We start from the raw sequence: 16,940 nt of genomic DNA, 5'->3' as shown, positions 1-16,940 counted from the left end.
CTTAGAGCCCGAAGGCCCCGTTGAGGCGAACGCGACCACTGGCGGACGGATTTGCCGCGTCGAGCAGGGCCACGCCGATGACCTTGTTTGAGGTGGCCGTCGTGGTGGCCTTCTTGGTGGTGTTGTCCCAGTAGATGACGACGCCTGGGGTCCAGGCCTGAGCGCTGGTCTTGGCCAGGTCGAAGACGCCGGTCGTCTTCAACTGGAGCTTGGCGCCGCTTGCGGCATCAGTAACTGCGACGCCAAAAAGGTCGCCGACCAGGGCTCCGCCGCCACTGGTCACGTCGTAGGGCGCAAGCACTTCAATGGTATCGCCCTGCTGAATGAAGTTCTTCATGACTGATCTCCTTCGGAGTTCGAGGAAAGAGGCGCGGCCGTCTCTTACGAGGCCGCGCCGGTGGCCTTCAGCAGGGCGCGGAAGTCGAGCGCCTTGACCGCGGCGTCGATGCGAACCTTGAATTCCACGCCGTCGACGTTCCAGCCGTCACGCTGCTCGAGCGTCGGCTTGTCGTTGCCGTTCAGGTAGGACACCTCGATCGTGTCATGGACGTTCGGGTCGCCGGCCGCATACCAGGAGGCCGTCGAGCCAGCGGACAGACGCGCATCGGAAATCACCTCGGCAATGCCGGCGACCGGATTCGGCACCCGCTGCGTCTTCGACGGATCGAACTCGGCCGACATCAGCACGCGGGCGGCGCCTTCAAGCTCCACCGGCACCAGCAGGTACTTCATGCGGATGTTGAGACCCGAAGCGATGCCGTCCGGATCCTTCTGGCGAGCCATCGCCGCGCGCGCAGCGTCGACGGAGGTAACGCCAAGCGCGGACACCGCCCCCAGCAGGTTGCCGTGGTTGGCATGGAACAGCGCAACGCCGTCGGCCATGTTGGGATTGGACGTTAGGATCGCATAGACCAGGTTGCCGATCGTGCGGTGTGCAGCCCGGCCCATCCGGGTCGGAATGCGAGTGAAGACGCTGGCATCGTCGTTGATGATCGCCTGACGGGTGATGGCGAACATCTTGCCGTAGGTCGCGAGCTGGGTCGTCTCGCCGTGCTCGCCGATGGTCCCATAGTGGTACTCGCCGCCCTCGGGCACCTCTTCCAGGTTCGGGAAGAGATTGAGATCGACGCGCTTGGTCGGCTTGAAGTCGGTGAGGTTGCCCTTCGACGTCCATCGCGGGAAGGTTTCCTCGGCCTCCGCATAGCCCTTCAGCATGGATTTGCTGGCGACTGCGGCGAGGATCTGGGGGAAATCCGAAGTCGAGTGCATGCCGGCCGCCATGGTGGCGCGGAAGTCCATGCCGAGTGACGCGCCGATCATCGCCATCGGATCGGCGAAGGAGCGCTTGTCGCCGGCCGCCGTCAGCGACGCCCGGGCGATCTCGCGTAGCGAAAGGCCGGAGAACTCATTGACCTCACCGCCGTCCAGGCCGGCGCGCGCGAGAAGCGACTTGGTGACGCCGGCCTTGAAGCGGTCGCGCGCATCGGCGGTAATCGTCACCGCGCCGCCGGACGGGATCTGCGTGGGGTCAGGATCGCGGGCGGCGAGCTTGGCGATGATCAGATCCTTGGCCTTCTCGACATCGCCGGCGGCGCCGTCCATGACGGCTTCGGTGTCCTCGATCGACAGCTTGGCCGCGCGGCAGCGCGAGAAGATGTCCTTGGTGAGGTCCTTTACCGACAGGGTAGCGGCAGCCGGATCGGGTTGGATGGCCGGAGCAGCCGGCGCGGGAGTCGTCATGGTGATCTCCATGGTGTGCGCGGCAGGCGCCGCAGGGATGCCGGGAGCCGCCACGGCGCGGTTTGCGGCCGACGAACGCAGCTCGTCGGGTGCATGCTTGAAAAGCGAGTAGTCGAAGGGCGGAATGGACATCTCCGCTTCGCCCTCGTTCGCGATCTCGTCGATGAAGCCGAGTGACTTGGCGACGGCGCCACGCATCCACGTCTCAGCGGCCATGATCTCGAGCATGTCCTTGGTGGGGCGCTTGGTCTTGGCCGCGTAGATCTCCGCGGCCGCGGCCGCGAGTTCGTCGAGATCCTCGGCGGTTTTGCGATGATCCCGCGCGTTGCCGATCGTGACGGCGGCGGGATTGTGAACCATCATCATCGAGCCCGGCCGCATGACGACGCTGTCGCCAGCCATCGCGATCACCGAGGCGGCCGAGCCGGCCAGCGCGTCGATATAGATCGTGACCTGGCCGTCGTGGCTCTTCAGCGCGTTGTAGATGGCGATGCCCTGGAAGGCGATGCCGCCCGCGGAGTTGATCCGGCAGACGATATCGCCGGACACCTCCTGAAGCGCGTCGAGAACGTCTTCATCGGTGAAGCCGGTTTCCTCGACGCCGTCTTCGGTCCAGCGGATCGAACCGCCGACATAGCCATAGAGCAGCAGCTCGCCGCCGACCAAAAGCCGGTGTGCCATTGATGAATTCTCCAGTTAGTCGGTTGCGAGCTCGACGGTCGTCTGCATCGTGCCGGCCAGCGACACCTTGCGTGGGTCGGAATCGAGGATGAGCCCGAGATCATCCGCCCGCTTGTTCGAGGCCGCGATTTCCGCATCCAAGACGTCGGGATCGAAGCCCAGCCGCCGCTGCTCGTAGGCCCGCGACGACAAACCGGATCGGATGGCGTTGCGCGCCGCCGGGATTTCCTTGGTTGGGTCGATCATTTCGCGACGTGGCGGCGTCCACATCACGTGCGCCGGATAGCGCCGGCCGAGCACGGCGGCGGCACCGTCCAGAAACCAGTTCGCGACCGGCGCGCACATCTGCGGGATCAGCATGTGGTTGCGCCAGGCATCGATCGAACGCTGGAACTCCAGCCAGCCCATGCGGCCCGACGAGAAGTTCACGCCCGACAGGTCGCCAGTGAACGCCTCGTAGCTGATGCCTAGGCCGGCGGCGATCTCCCGCAGCACGGCCTTGGTGTAGTCTCCATAGCCCTCGACTTCCGGTGGCTCGCCAAAGGTTACGCTGTCACCGGGGCGAAGGCGCTCGATCATGCCCGGTTCGAGGCTCTCGACGCTGTACCCGGGCTTGCCGTCCGAGGTGCCTTGGCCGTCCGTCGTCTCGACATTGTGCGTGTCGGCCGTCGTAATGAAAGCGCCGAAGCACGCTGCGATCTTCTGGCGGATCAGCTGCGCATCGGAATAGTCGGCGAAGTCGCGCAGGCGCAGCACCACCGGTGCAAACCACGGCACACCGCGCGCCTGCCCGGGGCGATCCGATCTGAAAACATGCGCCACCAGTTCAGCCGGAATTCGGGTACTCGTCGGCAGTGAGTAAGCGGACGCTGCGCCCGGGTGCACAGAGAACAGATGATAAGCGACGCGTTTGCCGATCAGGTTGAACTCGACGCCCTGGACGGCGAAGTTGCCGTTCGGCTGGGGGCCGTCGACCGAGCTGTCCAGATAGTCCGGCTCCATTACCTGCAGCTGGAACGGAAGCGGCAGCCGATCCTCCGGCCGACGCGGACGCATGCGGATCAGAACTTCTCCCGACTCCACGATCGTCCCCATGGCCAGGCTCTCCAGGCCATAGAGGTCGTGGCGGCCATCGGCATCGCATGACGTGGTGTCGAAGTGCTCGACCAACAGGCGCTCCAACTCGAGCCTCTGCTTCTCCATATTCGCCGGCAACGCGATCGTCGGGATGATGCCGGCTCCCACGGTGTTGACCGTGATGGACTGCTTGCCGCGTGCAGCCAGCGGATTGTTGCGCACCATATCGCGGGCGACGTCCCGCAGTCGCTGCGACGCACCCTTGATTTCGGCATTCGCGTCCGACGATACGACACGCCAGCCCTGAGATCGGCGGCTGACGGTTGCTCCCTCATAGACCTGGCGGGCAGTCGACATAGCCGACATGCGCTCGCGAGCCTTGATCCGTTCGAGGCCGCGCTGCGGCCAGATCGCCGCGATGGACTTGTCGAGCCAGTTTACCATCAGGCGCCGTTCCGAAACGCTGCCACGGTCCTCCGCCCCGGCGCGTCGGGAAGCAGGCTCTTGAGATAGGACAGCGCCACACGCATGTCGGCCAGACTGTGATACTCAACCGTTTCCTCAGTCCCGCCGGACCGAAATGTGACGCGCCGCGCGCCAGTCGCGATCGCGGCCTCGAGCTTGTCGATCCGAAGCTGCAGCTGTTCCAGTGTCATCGGCGGTCCAACCAGTTGTTGCGACGCGGCACCCAGGAGGTCTGTGGCCGGGCATGCGTCGGCTTGCTTTCCATTTGACCGCGCAGGAACGCCTCGCGCTGATCGAACAATGACGGAACTGCCTGGCGAGCGGCGTAGGCATAGACGACGCAGTCGAGCGCCTCTGCCCGACGCCCCGGCTTGCGTTCGAACCGCTGCATCGGTCGTCCCCGCGAGTAGCGTATGACCTTGTGCTCCGACGCCAGCTGCTCGAACCACGCCAGCGGCAACGCATTCGAGAAACGAACGGATTTGCCGCGTTGCAGGCGGTTGAAGATCGTTGTCTTCGCCACATCAACGCCGACGATGAAAAGCCGGCCGCCTGTAATCTTCGTCTTCGAGACTTCGAGAACCGCCCGCGACCCGCCCATGCCCTTGATCGCCATGACGCCGCGTTTGCCTCGCGGGAAGCAGAACCGATATACGGCGGTCATCCAGTCGCCGTCACCGGAGTCGACACACACCGCGTCGACCGCGATCTCGCCGCCGAGCGGATGTTTCCACCGCGTGGTCAGCGCCTTGTCGAGCGCGGCCCAGGTCGCGTCCTCGTCCGGGCTGCCGAAGAAGATCATGTGGTCGAGCACGAGCATCGCGCCGTCCCGATCCCATCCGATCAGAACCATCTCGAGCCGATCGTCCTGCACGTCGACACCGGCCGTCAGGTAAAGCACCTCCTCGGGGATGCTCCCGGTGCCGAACTTTTCGGCGCGTCCAGCGAGATCGAGCTCGTCGACCGCGTCAGCCTCATCCGCCCAGCCCTCGGCGAGGATAGTGTTGACAAAGACCTTCAGCGTGTCGGGGTCGTTCTTGGCCTGCAGGAACTCTGCTGCCAGCTTCGCCCAGGATGCGTTCGGCAGGAGCGACACCAGCGCATTGAGCCGGAAGCCAGCGTGCCCCTTCACCTCCGGCGCAGTGATGCGCCATTGTCCCTGCCGCACCATCGTAGCCTTGCGTCGGCTTTCGATCACCGCCTCGCACGACGGGCATTGATAGGCTGCCTTGTCCGGTTCACCTTCCGGCCAGACGATGTTGCTCCACTTGATCTCGTGGAAAGCCCCGCATTCCAGACACGGCACCTCGAAGATGCGCTTGTCGGAAAGCTCGTAACTCCGCAACACATTGCTGGTCGACGCATCCACCGGCGTCGAGCCGATGACGATCTTCCGATCAGAGAAGGACAGCGTCCGCTTCTCGGCGATGACGATCGGGTTGCCCTGCGGTCCGGCCTCCATCTCGTCCGCCTCATCGACGAACAGAATGCGCACATTGTGTCGGCGCAGATTGCGTGGCGCCTTCGCTGCCACCACTTTCAGGGAGCCGCCCGGGAACCGGCGCGACAGCATTGTGTTGCGGTCCAGGTCCTTCTGGTCCCCGGACAGACGCCCTTTCAGCGTCGGCGAGGCGTCGAAGGTCGGTTCGACGTCGGAGACCACATAGTCGCGACAGTCGGCCTCGGTTGGCAGCAGCACCAGGATCGGCGACGGCTCGTTCGCGACATAGGATGCCATCGCTCCCGTCAGCAGCGTCGTAAAGCCAACGCGCACCGACTTGACGATTGTGACCCTCTCTACGAGCGGATCTCCGATCGCATCGGCGATCTCCGGCTGATACGGCCACAGACGAACCAAACCCGGCTGCGACGCCACGCCCTCCGGCAGATGGATGTTTCCTTCGATCCAGTGCGAGAGCTTCTCGCGTGCTGGCGGCCGCAGCGCGGCGAGCGCCTTGCCTCTCGCCTCACGGAGCGCTGGTGTCATCCGCCAGCTCTCTCAGGACGTCACGCACCTCGCGATCGATCTCTGCCAACTCGTCGGGCTGCAAATGCGGTATCGCCTGGAGGATGCGACTGGGCAGCGCCAGAACCCCACTGCGCAGTTGATTTGCCAAGTCTACCCAAGCCCGCTCGACTTCAGCAGCAGGAACCACCTCGCGCCGTGTGATCTGGTTTTTCAGCGCCTGGCCGTCGGCTTGCTCCTTCGCCAGCCTTGCCCGCTCCGTCTCCAGCGTCGTTGCGGCCGACTTCGCCTCTGCCCGTGCACTCACATGGGCGATGTAGTTCTGCACCGAAGCCGCCGCGTCGTACTTGCCCGGCGAGCTCCTAACCGTGATCCCTTCCGTGGCCAGTTGGTTGACGCGCCGCTCGGTCACGCCGAGCAGTCCGGCGAGTTGCGCAGTGCTCAAGATCATTGATATTCCGCGCCTGCATAGGGAAGGAAATGACTATGCGAAATTTTGCATAGGTTGAAATCCCGGGCCGTCTCCCCCGCAACGGCATTTTCGGCCGGAAGGACCCAACCGTACCCCCTGATCGCTGGACTCATCCGCCATGCTGCGCTTCATTGGGCCTCGGGGAACGGGAGGGCAGGCCATGCGAGATGTGGCTGAAGTACGTCGCCTTATGGAGGCGGCGATCACAAACGGTGAGTGGTTCGATATCGTCTACCATGGCGGGTCAAATCCAGGCGCACGCCGCCGGATCGCTCCGATCGCGGTCCTTTCTGGTGGCAAGATCCGGGCGCGGTGCTACACCTCGAACGCGGTGAAGCCGTTCATGCTCGAGAAGATCGAGATCATCTCCGGTGAACGCATCGCGGAAGCTCGAGAGTGGCAGGCCAAACCAGCACCCCTACCTTTCCGGGATGTTCGCGACGTCCACGCGAAATACGAAGAGGCTCTTCGGCAAAAGGGCTGGATCGTTGACCTCCACGCCCATGATTGTGGTTGGCAGCTTTGTCTCCGTGGTCACTTCAAGAACGGCAAGCCACGGAAGACCCCGTCGCACGTGCTCTCCTACGACCACACCACATTTGAGGTGGCGCTCACGTCTGAGGGTACAATGGTTCCAACGGATATCCGCCCGCGTGTACGCCCATGGGGCTACGGCGGGACTTATGCTGATCCGACTGTTCCAGTCACGGCCTTTCTCAAAGACGCGGGCGTCGAGCCTTAAGACACCACGCCCTTCGTAATCGCCCTGATCTCATGTTCGATGCGGGGCTGCAGTCGGTTGGCGCCTTCGCGCTGCCAGGCTGCTGCCGTCTGCCCCTTCACCATCTCGATCGGGATGAACAGACCGGAGTCGACGACCTCGAAGCTGGTGCCCCTGCGCTTCCGTCCAGCGATCCCCTTAGCCACATTGTACGAGTAGCCGTCGCTGCTGGCGCGTCGGAACACCATGCCGTTCCAGTTCGGCTTGGCTACGCGGCTCGGCCACCAACCCGCCTTCAGGAAGCTCGAGGCATAGACCCGGCGCTGGTTCCACGGTGCCGCGCTGACGCCTGGCCTTGTCTCTCGGGCCTTGAAATACTTCAGGGCGATGTCGCCGCCCTGGCCGTGAATGGTGTAGCTCAGCGTTGCCGGCGTCGAGCGGTCCACCTTGCGGGTAAGGGCGCGCTTGCCCGTCGCCTTCGAAAGCCCCGTCTGATCGGACAGTGCGCGGCCCGCAGCTACACCTGCCGTTTTACCGACGCGGTTGATTGCCCGGCTGAATGCTTTTCGAGCCTTTCCCTCACCGAGGACACGGACAGCCTCGTCTAGGCGGCGAATGCCGTTGCCGGTCATGCGGATGGTGATCATGCCCGTTCCTTCCCCCATTCCCAGGTGTAGCTGCGGACGCGGGCGGAAGAGCGTTCGTTCCTCATGACCAGGGACAGGGCAGTGCCCGCGGTATTTGCCTAACCCGAAAGGGAACTCCCCCAATTTGCAGCTGTCGAGGCGAGTGCATTCCTAAATCGGCAAATTCACTACCTTGTGGAGGTCAGCATGACACCCGAAGACCGGGCGGACGCAAGAGATGTGCGAACCCTGGCCAGCAAGCTAGCGGCAGCGTTACCCGGCATATAGTTCCGAACAGTGGCGCCGATGCTGCGCGCAAATCGCTGGACATCAGCGCGTGGTTGGCACGAATGCTCGATCGCGGACGCGCTGACACACAAAACGGCCGTCTACCGCTGCCTGCACTGCAACCGTCCCGTCGTCCCGCATGGCTCCCTTGGGCCGTCCTTAAGGTTCAAGCACGTGACCGTCAGTCCGACTTGCCCGTTTTCAGGGAAGCGGAAGGCCACACCCAAGCGTCCCTAAGCCGCATGCTTTCGCTTGCGGGCTTCACGCTCGGCGATCTTGGCCGCCGGGATTGGCTGACCTCGACAGGCGCCGAGCCAGCCACTCCTGGCGTACCGGCCAAGGAACCCAAGGCCTCTGCGTCAGTTTAGCGGTTCTCAACCGGAGGCTATTCTGATGCCCACCAACCGCCCCATGTCTGTTCCGCAACGCGCCGATGCCGACGCCCAGGACGGCTTTTCTAACGACTCCCCATCGAACAGCCGCGAAGTGATGGCCAAAGACGGCGCTCCAGCCAAGAAGCCGCGGGAGACCCCGCATCCATCGACGGAGAAGGTCTCCGGGGCGGGACCAGCGATGGCTGAACATTCCAAGGACGCCAAGGCGCCCAAGGGAGGACGTAGCCCTGGAGCTTACAAGAAGGACTGAGCCTGCGGTCCATACACTGCAGTGACGGCTGACAGCGGTTCAGGAGTGCCGCCTCGGTTTCGAAACCGCGAATTTACGAACGTCTTGCCCTGATCAGGTGTTGGTGGTTTGCTCTTGCGGTCATTGACCTTTGAGGGAGGGCACAATGAAGATCCCCACCATCGACGAACGCTCGACATTCTTCGCGACAGACAGCAGCGAGGGGCAGCCGTTCGATACCTTGCTGGACGCGATCAAGGCGGCGAACACCATTCCGAAAGAGGAACGAGACCGACACGCGAGGATCATCACCGAATCCGGCTCTACGTACGGCTGGGATGCGATTACCGCGCTGGCCGCAGATATCAACCGCTGAGCGGCGCGTTCTCCACCACCTCGAAGCAGAGCGCTGTGACCGCTAAAGGTCTGTCACCCCAGGAAGAAGAGGAACTCCTGAAGCTCTATGCGCTGCTTGCCAAAGCAGCAGCCTACGCCGGCGAAATGCTCGCTGAGTACGGTATCCGCTCCAGGCAGTTTGCGGAGGCCGAGCAAAATGCCGGTGATCTAAACCGGAAACTGCAGAAGCTACTCGGCAGGATAGTTGACTTCCCAGAAGGCTGAGACAATTGCCTCAGGTAGTAGCGTCAGTTCGAAGGAGGTCCCTCAAAGTGAAGGGGGCACCGCGGTACAGTTGCATTCATCATCACGGTCAGACCTGGACGGTCTGGGACACCAAGCTCCAGGCGCCGGCTAAGCTGGGCGAAACCCTCGTCGGCAGATCCCGTCCTCAGGCAGAAGCTGCGTGCCGCATTCTAAACCGCATCGACGAAAGCGAGCGCGACCGAATGTCCTTGGCTGCTAAGAGCAAAAAACCCGCCTGATTGGGCGGGGTCGGGCGCATCTCTGCGAATGTGACAAGTGATTAGGGGGTTTCGCGTTGAAAGTCAACGACCATTACCTCCGCTTTCCTATAAAATTGAAGTGCTCCGCGCAGGCTTGCAGGTCTTGGCGCAGCACGGCGGCAATGTCTCTCCCGGGGATGCCGTGGGCCTTTGCCACCTCGGTGGATGTCATCCCATGGACGCAGTAGGCGACGAGCCGATCCGAGGCCTTGCGCCCAACTTCACTCACGAACGCGGCCAGCTTCTCGATCTTGGCGAGGCGCGCTGCCGAGATGCCAGTGGCGTATCCAGACGCGGTGCCTCTCAGGAAGTCGGCCGAACTCGCGACGGCGATCCCCGCTTGCTCCCAGAGGCGAGCCAGGTGGCTTCCCGCATGGAAGAGCGAATTCTGCTTGTTCCGCCCGTACTGCCATTCGAATGATCCAGGACGGCAGCGCATGTTCTGCACCAGGCTTCTGGATTGCTGTCCCTGAAGGTCACGGATCCTCACCTTCGTCAGTGTGGATCCGTCCTTACCACCGTCGGCCACCATCAGCTTCGCGCTGCGCTTCGCCTCGGCGCCCATGCGCTTCGCTGCCTGTGTGCGAGCCTCATCCCGTTCCCAGATGCGCGCCACGCGATCATCCTCAACCGGCGGGGCGTCGACCGCCGCTGCTCGAGCGGCTTCGCGCCGGGCCCGCTGAGAGGTGAGGTCAATGCGGCGCGCGCCATCAATGCGAACACCGGCTACCAGCTCTTGCGATTTCTTGGCTTTCACTCGGTCAGGCCCTCATTCGCAGCTGGTCTTCGATCATGGCCGTGCTGGAGCGCGGCAAGACTGACTCTCGACCCATCAGCGAAAGTTCGTCCGCGCGCTCGTTGCCAATGATGCCGGCGTGCCCCTTGCACCACTCCAGCTTGATCGGGATGGCCGTGAGCACCTGATCAAGCGCCTTCCAGAGATCGAGGTTGGCGATCGCGGAATTCTCTGGCTTGGCGTTCGGCCCGCCGCGTCGCCAGCCCTTCGCCTTCCAGCCGTGACGCCAGTCGTTGCAGCCGTTCACGACGTACTGGCTGTCGCAGAAGATGCGCGGGAGCGGATCCTCGAAGACGTTGGCCGCAACCCAGTGCAGCGCCTGCAGCACGCCGGTGAGTTCCATCACGTTGTTGGTCGTGCTCGGCTCGCCGCCACATTCCGAATGGATCTCGACGCCGTCGCGGTAGACCGCGAAACCCCAGCCGCCAACGCCGGGGTTCGGCTCACATGCGCCGTCGGCGTAGATGACGAGGCCAGGAGGCACGGCGCGGTCGATCGGGCCGCGTATCTGGGGACGATCCCCAGATGAACGCTTCAAGCCCCTGATGTCCCGGCTGAGCTCTCCGCGTTGCTGATTTGTCAGCCTCTCGGGGATCTCACGGGCACCGGTCGGAATACGCGTCACAGGCACGCTGCCGGCGGCGACGAGCCTGTTGGCCTCGCGCCGCAGGTCTTGCTTTGACGGCCCGGCTCCGGCGATGCCAGGGAGATCGAACTGTGCGGGCTTCTTCCAGTTTCGGTTCATGCTGACCTCTTGTGATCGAGTGCTGATCTGCCGGCGGGCGGGTCGCCCATGACGGCACTGGTGACGTTGCGCTGAACCGGCAGCGCGTTCGGGACGACTGTGCGGAAGCGCTGCGGAGCAGCGGCAACCGTGGCTGAATGGGAACCTTCCCGCTTTTGAGGGGAAGTCGCCTCCATGCGAACTGATGCAGGGCCCGCCGCCGGCCTCCGCTTCCTGCACTTCTGGAACCAGGTCGACGCCAGCCCCTTCCAGAACGGTACGCAGTGCGTCGCGCCGAAGCGCTTCGCCTCGTGCTCGGCTGTTGCGCCCATGGTCTTCACCACCGACGTCAGATCCTCGCCGTCGACCTGGCCGCGAAACTCTGGATCCGACATCAGGCACTCGACCGCCTTCAGCTGGTTCGCCTGCACCGGACAGCATTCCGCCTTGACCAGGATCTCCAGATATTCGCGAGTGCGCATCGCCCCATGTCTGCCGATCAGCGCCTGCAGCGCGGCGACCGCGATCGTGTCGCCCGGCTTGTGGTCGCCCGGGTTCTTCGGGATACGAGCGCCGGCACGTCGAACAACGTCCGCCAGTGTTTGGGCATCCTCGTCGCCAGCCGCCAGGCGGGCGTGATGGAGCTCGAGGCCGCTGACCGCCTTCCGTTCGGCATTGAGGCCGATGAAGCTGGCCGCCTCCGCTACAGTGCCTTGCACCGACGGCATGATCACCGCCGGAAGGTGGTCGACGAGCGGATGGAGCTTCGCAGCGGCGGCGCGATGCTGACCGTCGATGATCGCGTACCGGTCCCCTTTGGGCACCAGTACGACGGCGCCGAACTTCGACCACGAGAATGCCCGTGCGATCTTCTCGGCTCGCGCCGCGTCTTCCGGCCGCTGATAGCCATGGTCGACGTCGATCAGGTGCTTCGACACCCAGTCGACAACTGGAAGCTCCCCGGGATCGGGAAACGTTCCCTCAATTGCGGGAAGGTCGCTCATTCGAGACCTCTTGAAAAATCCAAGCTCAGTCGCAAATTTTCTGAGCGCCGCGATTGCAGCGGCGAACCCAAGCCCCGGGCCGGTGCGCCGGCCAAAGAGACACGGAGGTCAAGATGCTTGCGAAACCATTTGAGAAGCCGCTTCGGGTATTCGTCGGACTGGGCTTCCCGCGTCAGCTGAATACCGTTGTCGACGCCTACCAGTTCGCGCAGGAATGGTGCGGAAACAGCCCCGAGCAGCGAGCGGCCGTCCGAGCATGCAAGGCGGCTCTCGCCGGCGACGTTGATGCCGAGACCGCCCGCGGCGTGTTCGCGGCCTTCGCTCGCAAGAAGGACATCCTCATCGAGGACGATGAGCACATCCTTCCTCCCAGGGGCTTTAACCCTCAATCCAGTCACGCCTGAGGCGAACGCGGATGTGCTGGGGCTCCGAGGTGCAGAGCCCCAGGCTCCGCCTAGCTTCGGCACGAAATTGGCAGCGTCCCTGGGCAGGCGTTTCGGATTGAACGCGACGTCGTTACTCATGCCGTCACTCCCGCCGATTGAACATCCCGGAACGATCCGTCGGCGAGGAAGGGCGCCAGCACAGGGAAGACGAGCCGGCGATCGACATGTGCGATCTCCCAGTGCGCGATCGGCAGCGCGAACCCCTGGCTAGTCAGGAAGTAGAGGATCGTGTCGATCGGCCTGTCGCCCTCGACATCAATCCGCGGAAGCATGGGACGACGCGTGGCGATGCACTGCTCTTCATCGCCGGCGCCGACGATCATGCCGACGTGGTAGTGCCCGCGGTGCTGCTCGTCTTCCCAGGCATAAGCTATGCCTCGGCCGACGGACTGCTCGCCTTGTTCGCGTTCAGGATCGTAGATGAACAGCGCCTGGTCGAAGGTCGGAAGCCGCCACTGCGACAGGAAGGCGAGCGCTGCGCGGATGCTTCCCAAATCGGCAGCGCTGCCGATTTCCAGCCCCGAATCTGCCAACGTCATGTAGTTGCGCGCCGTCCGCTCAGCGATGCCGGCGCGATCGAGGAACGGTAGCCATTCACCGTGGCGGCATGCCTCCTTCGCCTCGATGAGGAGACGGCCGGCGACGAGTGCCTGCTCTGCTGTCCTGCGGTGCGCGGCTACGATGCCCGCGTTCGCTTCCCTGACACGCTCGGCGAGGTCCGCCAAGCTGTTCGATAGCTCCGTCATGCTGCACCTCCCGGTTCAGTCTGAAAACTTGGGGTTGGATCGGTCGCGCTCCGCCCGAAGATGTGAGGCAGCGCGACGTGGACCTTCGCGAGGGCGTCGGCCCGTGTCTTGGCGGCGAAGTCGGAGATCAGCCGGGCCGTCTCTTCCTCGATCGCGCGGTCCGCCGCGAAGCCGATAGCGAAGAGCTTGTCTCGGAGCGCCAGCATCTCGCCCGAACTGGCGGCCGTGGCCACCACCTGGTTGCGCCAGCGGCGGCCGCCGTCCACTGTCCGAAATGTCTTGCGCATGACGTGCTCAACCTGAACCACGTCGAACTGGTCGGCCGGACGCCGAAGGCAGTCCCAACCGGAGCCGCTATCCTGCAGGCGTTCGACCGCCTCACGCAAATCACCGTCGCCCGGGTAGGGCCCGAAGTGTTCGACATAGACCAGCGCCCACTGGCCGGACTCGATCGGTACAAGGGCGGTCATGCGATCCTCCTCAGGGCGAGTACAGCCCGATTGATCGGTTGTGTTTGCTTCGGTCATGGTGCGTCGACGCTCCTGTTCCAGACGTACTCGCCGCGCTCTTCGGACTTGCTGATCGGATCGCCCGTCATTCGATCGGCCGCCCGCCATGCCTCGGCATTGGTATTGAAGGGGCCAGCAACGATGTCGCTGCCGTTCGTCACGGCCCATCGGCCATCGTCTGTGCGGATCACGGTCATGCGGCCCTCCGGTCCAGGGCAATCACCTTGCCCTCTCCCTTGGGCCGGGGAATTGCGTAGATCGTCTCGATCGCAGCCTTGCGGATCAACGCCGGCATCGCGTCGACCACATTCGACGGCCGTTCGTCTGCCCATGCGAAAAGGTCAAGCTGCTCGTTCACTGCGCGCCTCCCGCTTCCATTCCTCGACATCGCAGGGGAACAACGCTTCGCGCATGTGGCGCTGCATTGCCGTTTCCAGCCTATGTGGAGGTACGCCGATCCTCACCAGAAAGCGGCGGCTCTCCTCCAACGATGCTGGAGCCTCGTAGGGGCTTTCCACGTCCTCACGCGCACGTAGAGTGTAACCTTCACCCTCAGAGCCCTTTGAGTAATTCAGGGGTTCTTCTTCAGGGGTTCTCTTCAAAGGTTTATCCGCCACTACTGGCGGTTCATGATCCGCCACTACTGGCGGTTCATGACTACGCTCAAATGGCGGTTCACTGTCAGGGTGATCCGCCACTACTGGCGGTTCACTCATCCGACGACGACGATCTTCCCGTTCCTCCCTGCGCCGCTCCCGCAGGCCGTCGACACGATCGAGGATGCTGTGCACCTTCTCGCACGGAACGCGCAGCCTGTAGAAATTCGAGGTCGTCTTCCCGCGGCGGATCACCTCGATCCATCCAGAGGCGGCGATCTGAGGCATCAAGCGCTGAACGGTGCGCAGCCCGAGCTCAAGTTCATCGGCGATTGTTTGATGGGCCGGGTCGCACCGCCCGGTGTTGAAGTTGAGGCTCTCGACCAGGAAGATGAGGATCAGCTTGGCATTCGCAGTCATCCTGCCATCGCGGTCTTTCCGTACCCATGACGAAAACTCAGCCTTTGACGCTGTGAACTGGGTGTGAAGGCGGTTGTACTCCGCCTCGACGTCCTTGGGCCAATCGACGCGCGGGCCGTTGGTTTTCTCTGCCAGTGCCCTCGGCATTATCGGTATCCAGTAGAAGCCGCCTTCGGTCCTCACATCGCCCTCGCGCGGATCAGGTTCGCCTCGCGGATCGCCTGCACCGCATCGGAGACGGTCAGGCTGAACTTCCGCTGAAGCTGAGGAGTGATCGCCCGGGTGCGGTCGGCGCTGCCTGTGGCAAGCCAGAGCGCCGCAGCGAAGATCGAACTGTCCGAACTTATCGGACGGTTGGGCTGCGATTTGTCCGACGCGTCGGACATTTTTCGAGCCGCGGCCGTCATGCGTCCCTCCCTTCGCTCACATCGAGCCAGAGACAGAGGACGGCGAACACGAGCAGCGAGATCTGGAGCCAGGTCATGCCGCCTCCTTCCCGTAAGCTGCCTGCAGGAAGTCGCGCTCAAGATTAATCGCGCGATCAATCACGTCATTCCAGACGAAGCGGAGCATATCCATCTGACCTGAGTTCAAGACGATGCGGACGTTGGCACCTGCCTCGCGGAGTGTGCCGCCCTCGTAGTCGACGAGATTTTCGTCCAGCAGGTCGCCGAGAATTCGAGCCATGCAGGCAACACCGCGAACGTACATCTCCAGGTCTTCAAAACTGTTCAGTCGTTCCTTGAGATCGGTCGTGGTCATGCCGGGCTCCCTTTCACGATCAGTGCGAATGCGTTCAGGTGATCGATCTGGATCCGAAATCGCCCGCCGTGGAGGGCCTGCATCGCGGCCGCGAGTGCTGCTGCGGCCGCCTCGACATCGGCGGTGGCGCGTTCGCCCTCTGCCGCGGCATGCAGTAACTGGTCGAAAGGCGAAGTGATGCTTCCGGCGAACTTGGTGATGCTGGTCATGGTGCTCACCCCACTTCGGTCGCAAAGGCAGCGCCGATCTTGACGCTCATCCTTGTTACCCAGGGCGTGCCGGTGTGCTCCTGCATCGCCAGCCGGAACTGCTCCAGGTGATAGGTCGCCCGGTCGAGCGGAGAGGCCTCAGAGGCCGCCGTCGCGGCGGGCAGGGCGACAAGGGCCGGAGCCGCGGCGAGGGCACCAAGGAACGACCTGCGGGTGACGTCAGGCTTTGCCGAAACTTGCCCATCAGGGCGCGGGGGTGTAATGGTCTGCATGTTCAGATTTCCTTTCGGGGGAAGTTGAGAACCATGGCTCGGGAGCGTTGGCGCGCTCGCCGGGCCTTTTGCGTTCTGAGAGGTGTTCAAGCCGCGTCCCTCTCCGCTGTGGAGCGCACGGGCTTTGACAGCCGCTCGGCTGCCCAGGCGTCGAGATCTTCCGGTCGATAGAGCGGGATGCGTCCCGCGTACTGCATGGCGGGGCCGCCGCCAGTCGAAGCGAGCTTGTTGAGCGTGGCCACGGCAATCGGAATGCCGTGCTTGCCCATCAGGTAGTCCGGTACCTCTGTTCGGCGCAGGCGGGGTCGTCCTTCGTTTACCAAGTCTCCATCTCCTTTCAAATAACGTATGGCACGTCTGCCATATCTGGCATATTCGAGGGAGTGGTGGTTAAGTCAAGCGAATTCTATGGCACCCATGCCATATCGGCCGCGCCAGTTGGGGAAAACGATGGCGAAGAAACAACTCGCGAAAGATCAGGACAAGTTCATTGTCCGTCTGCCGGACGGCATGCGCGAGCGTATCAAGTCGAAAGCCGATCGGGCAGGAGTGTCGATGAATGAAGCAATCGTGTGGGCGCTTGAGCGCGCTTTTCCAGCACCTGTAACGATCGAAGAAAAGCTCGGAGAACTGGTCGACCTGGTCTCCGCGCTAAAGGGCGATGACAGTTATCATATGGTCGACAGGCTCGTAGATGAAATCCATAAGACCCTTGAGAGCGTAGCAAACTATAGGGTGAAAGCACAGCCGAACTTTAGAAACATGGTGGCCGATCGATACGAGCGCTGGAATGAAGAGGAGGCCGAGCGCGCTAGGTATCTTCAAGAATATCCCTTTGCTGACGCCATCCGGCCACAAGAGCCGAGCGATCCCTTCGCAACAAAGCGGAAGTAG

At 63.2% G+C, this 16,940-nt stretch carries 26 protein-coding genes; 6 read left to right on the top strand and 20 right to left on the bottom strand.

Annotation, left to right across the window (positions count from 1 at the left end):
* Position 1: 1 nt before the first annotated feature.
* The 6 genes from PD284_RS02060 to PD284_RS02035 are packed head-to-tail and all read right to left on the bottom strand — an operon-like array spanning position 2 to position 6,374.
* Positions 2 to 337, bottom strand: coding sequence for a DUF2190 family protein (locus PD284_RS02060; RefSeq protein WP_274626568.1), 336 nt, complete (start codon positions 335 to 337; stop codon positions 2 to 4).
* Between the two features lie 44 nt (positions 338 to 381).
* Positions 382 to 2,421 (bottom strand): ClpP-like prohead protease/major capsid protein fusion protein, encoded by a 2,040-nt coding sequence (locus PD284_RS02055; RefSeq protein ID WP_274626567.1) that lies wholly within the window; start codon positions 2,419 to 2,421, stop codon positions 382 to 384.
* A gap of 15 nt (positions 2,422 to 2,436) precedes the next feature.
* On the bottom strand, positions 2,437 to 3,942 hold the full coding sequence (locus tag PD284_RS02050; RefSeq protein ID WP_274626566.1) for a phage portal protein: 1,506 nt from the start codon (positions 3,940 to 3,942) through the stop codon (positions 2,437 to 2,439).
* Positions 3,942 to 4,154 carry a phage head-tail joining protein gene (locus tag PD284_RS02045; RefSeq protein WP_274626565.1) on the bottom strand — a complete coding sequence of 71 codons (213 nt, stop codon included), beginning with the start codon at positions 4,152 to 4,154 and terminating at the stop codon, positions 3,942 to 3,944. The genes PD284_RS02050 and PD284_RS02045 overlap by 1 nt, the downstream gene beginning before the upstream one ends.
* On the bottom strand, positions 4,151 to 5,950 hold the full coding sequence (locus tag PD284_RS02040; protein ID WP_274626564.1) for a phage terminase large subunit family protein: 1,800 nt from the start codon (positions 5,948 to 5,950) through the stop codon (positions 4,151 to 4,153). Before PD284_RS02040 ends, PD284_RS02045 begins: the two co-directional genes overlap by 4 nt.
* Positions 5,931 to 6,374 carry a hypothetical protein gene (locus tag PD284_RS02035; RefSeq protein ID WP_274626563.1) on the bottom strand — a complete coding sequence of 148 codons (444 nt, stop codon included), beginning with the start codon at positions 6,372 to 6,374 and terminating at the stop codon, positions 5,931 to 5,933. The genes PD284_RS02040 and PD284_RS02035 overlap by 20 nt, the downstream gene beginning before the upstream one ends.
* A 187-nt stretch (positions 6,375 to 6,561) precedes the next feature.
* Between PD284_RS02035 and PD284_RS02030 the strand changes: the two genes are divergently transcribed.
* Complete coding sequence (locus PD284_RS02030) at positions 6,562 to 7,143, top strand: hypothetical protein (protein ID WP_274626562.1); 582 nt, start codon at positions 6,562 to 6,564, stop codon at positions 7,141 to 7,143.
* Here PD284_RS02030 and PD284_RS02025 read toward each other — a convergent pair.
* A complete protein-coding gene (locus PD284_RS02025) occupies positions 7,140 to 7,769 on the bottom strand; it encodes a hypothetical protein (RefSeq protein WP_274626561.1) in 630 nt (209 codons plus the stop codon). The genes PD284_RS02030 and PD284_RS02025 overlap by 4 nt on opposite strands.
* A gap of 660 nt (positions 7,770 to 8,429) precedes the next feature.
* Between PD284_RS02025 and PD284_RS02020 the strand changes: the two genes are divergently transcribed.
* The 3 genes from PD284_RS02020 (at position 8,430) to PD284_RS02010 (ending at position 9,281) form a co-directional block, all read left to right on the top strand.
* Positions 8,430 to 8,681: a hypothetical protein gene (locus PD284_RS02020; RefSeq protein WP_274626560.1), complete on the top strand. Its 252-nt coding sequence runs from the start codon at positions 8,430 to 8,432 to the stop codon at positions 8,679 to 8,681.
* Positions 8,682 to 8,826: 145 nt separating this feature from the next.
* Positions 8,827 to 9,036, top strand: a complete 210-nt coding sequence (locus tag PD284_RS02015) for a hypothetical protein (RefSeq protein ID WP_274626559.1) — start codon at positions 8,827 to 8,829, stop codon at positions 9,034 to 9,036.
* Between the two features lie 35 nt (positions 9,037 to 9,071).
* Entirely contained in the window at positions 9,072 to 9,281 is a 210-nt protein-coding gene (locus PD284_RS02010; RefSeq protein WP_274626558.1) for a hypothetical protein, read from the top strand.
* Positions 9,282 to 9,614: 333 nt separating this feature from the next.
* Here PD284_RS02010 and PD284_RS02005 read toward each other — a convergent pair whose 3' ends face one another.
* Genes PD284_RS02005 through PD284_RS01995 form a run of 3 tightly spaced genes read right to left on the bottom strand, consistent with a single transcriptional unit; the run spans position 9,615 to position 12,086 of the window.
* Positions 9,615 to 10,319: a DUF6456 domain-containing protein gene (locus PD284_RS02005; RefSeq protein WP_274626557.1), complete on the bottom strand. Its 705-nt coding sequence runs from the start codon at positions 10,317 to 10,319 to the stop codon at positions 9,615 to 9,617.
* 4 nt (positions 10,320 to 10,323) lie between these two features.
* Positions 10,324 to 11,103 (bottom strand): ribonuclease H family protein, encoded by a 780-nt coding sequence (locus tag PD284_RS02000; protein ID WP_274626556.1) that lies wholly within the window; start codon positions 11,101 to 11,103, stop codon positions 10,324 to 10,326.
* Complete coding sequence (locus PD284_RS01995) at positions 11,100 to 12,086, bottom strand: ParB N-terminal domain-containing protein (protein ID WP_274626555.1); 987 nt, start codon at positions 12,084 to 12,086, stop codon at positions 11,100 to 11,102. The genes PD284_RS02000 and PD284_RS01995 overlap by 4 nt, the downstream gene beginning before the upstream one ends.
* 113 nt (positions 12,087 to 12,199) lie before the next feature.
* Here PD284_RS01995 and PD284_RS01990 point away from each other — a divergent pair, with 113 nt between their 5' ends.
* Complete coding sequence (locus PD284_RS01990; RefSeq protein WP_274626554.1) at positions 12,200 to 12,490, top strand: DUF982 domain-containing protein; 291 nt, start codon at positions 12,200 to 12,202, stop codon at positions 12,488 to 12,490.
* Between the two features lie 116 nt (positions 12,491 to 12,606).
* On the opposite strand, the gene PD284_RS01985 is transcribed toward PD284_RS01990, so the two are convergent.
* The 10 genes from PD284_RS01985 to PD284_RS01940 form a co-directional block, all read right to left on the bottom strand.
* Positions 12,607 to 13,278, bottom strand: coding sequence for a hypothetical protein (locus tag PD284_RS01985; RefSeq protein WP_274626553.1), 672 nt, complete (start codon positions 13,276 to 13,278; stop codon positions 12,607 to 12,609).
* Complete coding sequence (locus PD284_RS01980; RefSeq protein ID WP_274626552.1) at positions 13,275 to 13,805, bottom strand: hypothetical protein; 531 nt, start codon at positions 13,803 to 13,805, stop codon at positions 13,275 to 13,277. The genes PD284_RS01985 and PD284_RS01980 overlap by 4 nt, the downstream gene beginning before the upstream one ends.
* The gene (locus tag PD284_RS01975) at positions 13,802 to 13,984 is read right to left on the bottom strand and encodes a hypothetical protein (RefSeq protein WP_274626551.1); all 183 of its coding nucleotides are present in this window, start codon (positions 13,982 to 13,984) and stop codon (positions 13,802 to 13,804) included. The genes PD284_RS01980 and PD284_RS01975 overlap by 4 nt, the downstream gene beginning before the upstream one ends.
* Positions 13,981 to 14,145: a hypothetical protein gene (locus tag PD284_RS01970; protein ID WP_274626550.1), complete on the bottom strand. Its 165-nt coding sequence runs from the start codon at positions 14,143 to 14,145 to the stop codon at positions 13,981 to 13,983. The genes PD284_RS01975 and PD284_RS01970 overlap by 4 nt, the downstream gene beginning before the upstream one ends.
* Positions 14,129 to 14,986, bottom strand: coding sequence for a helix-turn-helix domain-containing protein (locus PD284_RS01965; RefSeq protein ID WP_274626549.1), 858 nt, complete (start codon positions 14,984 to 14,986; stop codon positions 14,129 to 14,131). Before PD284_RS01965 ends, PD284_RS01970 begins: the two co-directional genes overlap by 17 nt.
* Positions 14,983 to 15,210 carry a hypothetical protein gene (locus PD284_RS01960; protein WP_274626548.1) on the bottom strand — a complete coding sequence of 76 codons (228 nt, stop codon included), beginning with the start codon at positions 15,208 to 15,210 and terminating at the stop codon, positions 14,983 to 14,985. Before PD284_RS01960 ends, PD284_RS01965 begins: the two co-directional genes overlap by 4 nt.
* A gap of 73 nt (positions 15,211 to 15,283) precedes the next feature.
* Positions 15,284 to 15,565 (bottom strand): hypothetical protein, encoded by a 282-nt coding sequence (locus PD284_RS01955; RefSeq protein ID WP_274626547.1) that lies wholly within the window; start codon positions 15,563 to 15,565, stop codon positions 15,284 to 15,286.
* On the bottom strand, positions 15,562 to 15,774 hold the full coding sequence (locus tag PD284_RS01950; protein ID WP_274626546.1) for a hypothetical protein: 213 nt from the start codon (positions 15,772 to 15,774) through the stop codon (positions 15,562 to 15,564). Before PD284_RS01950 ends, PD284_RS01955 begins: the two co-directional genes overlap by 4 nt.
* 5 nt (positions 15,775 to 15,779) lie before the next feature.
* Positions 15,780 to 16,046 carry a twin-arginine translocation signal domain-containing protein gene (locus tag PD284_RS01945; protein WP_274626545.1) on the bottom strand — a complete coding sequence of 89 codons (267 nt, stop codon included), beginning with the start codon at positions 16,044 to 16,046 and terminating at the stop codon, positions 15,780 to 15,782.
* A gap of 86 nt (positions 16,047 to 16,132) precedes the next feature.
* The gene (locus tag PD284_RS01940) at positions 16,133 to 16,369 is read right to left on the bottom strand and encodes a hypothetical protein (RefSeq protein WP_274626544.1); all 237 of its coding nucleotides are present in this window, start codon (positions 16,367 to 16,369) and stop codon (positions 16,133 to 16,135) included.
* Positions 16,370 to 16,496: 127 nt separating this feature from the next.
* Between PD284_RS01940 and PD284_RS01935 the strand changes: the two genes are divergently transcribed.
* A complete protein-coding gene (locus tag PD284_RS01935; protein WP_274626543.1) occupies positions 16,497 to 16,940 on the top strand; it encodes an Arc family DNA-binding protein in 444 nt (147 codons plus the stop codon).

Source organism: Mesorhizobium shangrilense, from assembly GCF_028826155.1.
Taxonomy (GTDB): domain Bacteria; phylum Pseudomonadota; class Alphaproteobacteria; order Rhizobiales; family Rhizobiaceae; genus Arvimicrobium; species Arvimicrobium flavum.
This window is presented reverse-complemented; position numbering and strand designations above follow the sequence as displayed.

What these genes read in the sequence shown, in the direction of transcription:
- PD284_RS02060 (WP_274626568.1), bottom strand. Translation starts at nt 337, where the DNA reads ATGAAGAACTTCATTCAGCAGGGCGATACCATTGAAGTGCTTGCGCCC.
- PD284_RS02055 (WP_274626567.1), bottom strand. Translation starts at nt 2,421, where the DNA reads ATGGCACACCGGCTTTTGGTCGGCGGCGAGCTGCTGCTCTATGGCTAT.
- PD284_RS02050 (WP_274626566.1), bottom strand. Translation starts at nt 3,942, where the DNA reads ATGGTAAACTGGCTCGACAAGTCCATCGCGGCGATCTGGCCGCAGCGC.
- PD284_RS02045 (WP_274626565.1), bottom strand. Translation starts at nt 4,154, where the DNA reads ATGACACTGGAACAGCTGCAGCTTCGGATCGACAAGCTCGAGGCCGCG.
- PD284_RS02040 (WP_274626564.1), bottom strand. Translation starts at nt 5,950, where the DNA reads ATGACACCAGCGCTCCGTGAGGCGAGAGGCAAGGCGCTCGCCGCGCTG.
- PD284_RS02030 (WP_274626562.1), top strand. Translation starts at nt 6,562, where the DNA reads ATGCGAGATGTGGCTGAAGTACGTCGCCTTATGGAGGCGGCGATCACA.
- PD284_RS02025 (WP_274626561.1), bottom strand. Translation starts at nt 7,769, where the DNA reads ATGATCACCATCCGCATGACCGGCAACGGCATTCGCCGCCTAGACGAG.
- PD284_RS02020 (WP_274626560.1), top strand. Translation starts at nt 8,430, where the DNA reads ATGCCCACCAACCGCCCCATGTCTGTTCCGCAACGCGCCGATGCCGAC.
- PD284_RS02015 (WP_274626559.1), top strand. Translation starts at nt 8,827, where the DNA reads ATGAAGATCCCCACCATCGACGAACGCTCGACATTCTTCGCGACAGAC.
- PD284_RS02000 (WP_274626556.1), bottom strand. Translation starts at nt 11,103, where the DNA reads ATGAACCGAAACTGGAAGAAGCCCGCACAGTTCGATCTCCCTGGCATC.
- PD284_RS01995 (WP_274626555.1), bottom strand. Translation starts at nt 12,086, where the DNA reads ATGAGCGACCTTCCCGCAATTGAGGGAACGTTTCCCGATCCCGGGGAG.
- PD284_RS01990 (WP_274626554.1), top strand. Translation starts at nt 12,200, where the DNA reads ATGCTTGCGAAACCATTTGAGAAGCCGCTTCGGGTATTCGTCGGACTG.
- PD284_RS01985 (WP_274626553.1), bottom strand. Translation starts at nt 13,278, where the DNA reads ATGACGGAGCTATCGAACAGCTTGGCGGACCTCGCCGAGCGTGTCAGG.
- PD284_RS01980 (WP_274626552.1), bottom strand. Translation starts at nt 13,805, where the DNA reads ATGACCGAAGCAAACACAACCGATCAATCGGGCTGTACTCGCCCTGAG.
- PD284_RS01975 (WP_274626551.1), bottom strand. Translation starts at nt 13,984, where the DNA reads ATGACCGTGATCCGCACAGACGATGGCCGATGGGCCGTGACGAACGGC.
- PD284_RS01960 (WP_274626548.1), bottom strand. Translation starts at nt 15,210, where the DNA reads ATGACGGCCGCGGCTCGAAAAATGTCCGACGCGTCGGACAAATCGCAG.
- PD284_RS01955 (WP_274626547.1), bottom strand. Translation starts at nt 15,565, where the DNA reads ATGACCACGACCGATCTCAAGGAACGACTGAACAGTTTTGAAGACCTG.
- PD284_RS01950 (WP_274626546.1), bottom strand. Translation starts at nt 15,774, where the DNA reads ATGACCAGCATCACCAAGTTCGCCGGAAGCATCACTTCGCCTTTCGAC.
- PD284_RS01945 (WP_274626545.1), bottom strand. Translation starts at nt 16,046, where the DNA reads ATGCAGACCATTACACCCCCGCGCCCTGATGGGCAAGTTTCGGCAAAG.
- PD284_RS01935 (WP_274626543.1), top strand. Translation starts at nt 16,497, where the DNA reads ATGGCGAAGAAACAACTCGCGAAAGATCAGGACAAGTTCATTGTCCGT.